General features: G+C 46.7%; 2 protein-coding genes. One reads left to right on the plus strand and one right to left on the minus strand.

The window, feature by feature from the left end:
• Nucleotides 1-151: 151 nt before the first annotated feature.
• On the minus strand, nucleotides 152-715 hold the full coding sequence (locus tag RMO84_RS03350) for a Uma2 family endonuclease (protein ID WP_310487031.1): 564 nt from the start codon (nucleotides 713-715) through the stop codon (nucleotides 152-154).
• A gap of 83 nt (nucleotides 716-798) precedes the next feature.
• Here RMO84_RS03350 and rsgA point away from each other — a divergent pair.
• Nucleotides 799-1,761, plus strand: a 963-nt coding sequence (gene rsgA / locus RMO84_RS03355; RefSeq protein WP_310487032.1) for a ribosome small subunit-dependent GTPase A, incomplete at its 3' end; no start/stop codon positions are given.

The raw sequence follows: 1,761 nt of genomic DNA on the forward strand, positions 1-1,761 counted from the left end.
TTAATCATTCCAATCATAGTTCGGAAATTAATCATCTGAACTGTGATTAATGATGATTTGATGATTGACTATGATAAGATATATTTTTTAATCAAAGTTTATCAGTTAATCATTCTACTCACAGTTCCGACACTAATTAACCGTTTGAAGTTCACGAAAAAATGCGATCGATCTCCGCACTAAAACCAGGTAATAATGGCGAAGTGAGCATATCACCAGCCAAAAGTGTCGCTACTAATTGCAATTGAGCATCCGTGCGCCGATAGATTTCTAAAGTTTGCAATTGCCAATTGACGATCCAATATTCTTGCACGCCATGACGAGAGTATAATTTCAGCTTGATACTTTTATCACGCTGTTCGTTTTGTGCGCCTGAAGAGAGAATTTCTACTACCAATTCTGGTGCGATCGTAAAGTGTCCCGCTGCATCGATACCTTGCTCTATTCGCGATTTACTCGCCCACACCACATCTGGAATCACCGCATCGATCGTGGTGAAAACTAAGCCTGGAGTTTGAACGCTAAGACCTAATCCAGTTTCTTCCGACCAGTTTTGTAGTTTAACTTGAATCTGACCTGCCGCACTTTGATGGCGAAGATGAGGGGCGCGAGTCACAAATAGTTCTCCTGCAATAATTTCGTGGCGCAACCAGCCACCATCATCGGGCATGGCATCGAGATCTGCGGTTGTCCAGAAGAGAGAATTAGCAACCATCGGGTTCACTGGTAAGGCTTGTCCTTATATTAGCTCAAACAATTATCATAGATAGTAGAACTATATTCAGATCGACACTCTCAGTGCCCCAAAATTTAGACCCCGCCGATAGTACCCCCCTGCCATTAGTGGGTACCGTCATTGCCGTTCAAGCCAACTTCTGTAACGTGCAGATCGATCCAGATACGCCAACAGTAGGGGGAAAACTCATCTTGTGTACCCGTCGCGCGCGGCTGCAAAAGATTGGGATTAGTGCCATTGTCGGCGATCGCGTGACGATCGATGAAGTCGATTGGCAAGGTTTAAAAGGGGTCGTAATTGATGTCTTTCCCCGTCATAGTTTACTCGATCGACCGCCTGTGGCGAATGCCGATCGGATCTTATTAGTATTCGCTCTCGCCGAACCCGCTCTCGATCCGTTTCTGTTGAGCAAATTTCTCGTCAAGGCGGAATCGACGGGGTTAAAGGTCAGCCTGTGCTTGAATAAGAGCGATTTAGTGACCGATATCCAGCGACAGGAATGGTGCGACAGGTTGAGTGAGTGGGGCTATCAACCGATCGTCATTAGCGTGGAAACAGGGCTGGGGATCGAGGAATTGCAAACTGAACTCGATCGGCAAATTACGGTTTTTGCCGGACACTCTGGTGTGGGGAAATCGAGTTTGACGAATGCCTTAATTCCCGATTCAAATATCCGCGTGGCAACAGTTTCGGGCAAACTCAGTCGCGGACGACATACGACTCGCCACGTTCAATTATTTCCGATCCCGACGGGTGGATCGATCGCCGATACACCAGGTTTCAATCAACCGGATCTGGTTTGTGCGGCGACAGAATTACCTGGTTATTTTCCGGAAATTCGCCAGCGGTTGGCTGCTGGTAATTGCCAGTTTAGTAACTGCACTCATCGCGACGAACCCAATTGTGTCGTGCGGGGTGAGTGGGAACGCTACGAGCATTATTTAGATTTTCTAGCCGACGCGATCGCCTGGGAACAGCAATTGCAATCGCAACCCAAAATCGAAAATAGTTTGAAACAAAAAAGC

The sequence above is a fragment of the Chamaesiphon sp. VAR_69_metabat_338 genome (assembly GCF_031423935.1).
GTDB lineage: Bacteria > Cyanobacteriota > Cyanobacteriia > Cyanobacteriales > Chamaesiphonaceae > Chamaesiphon.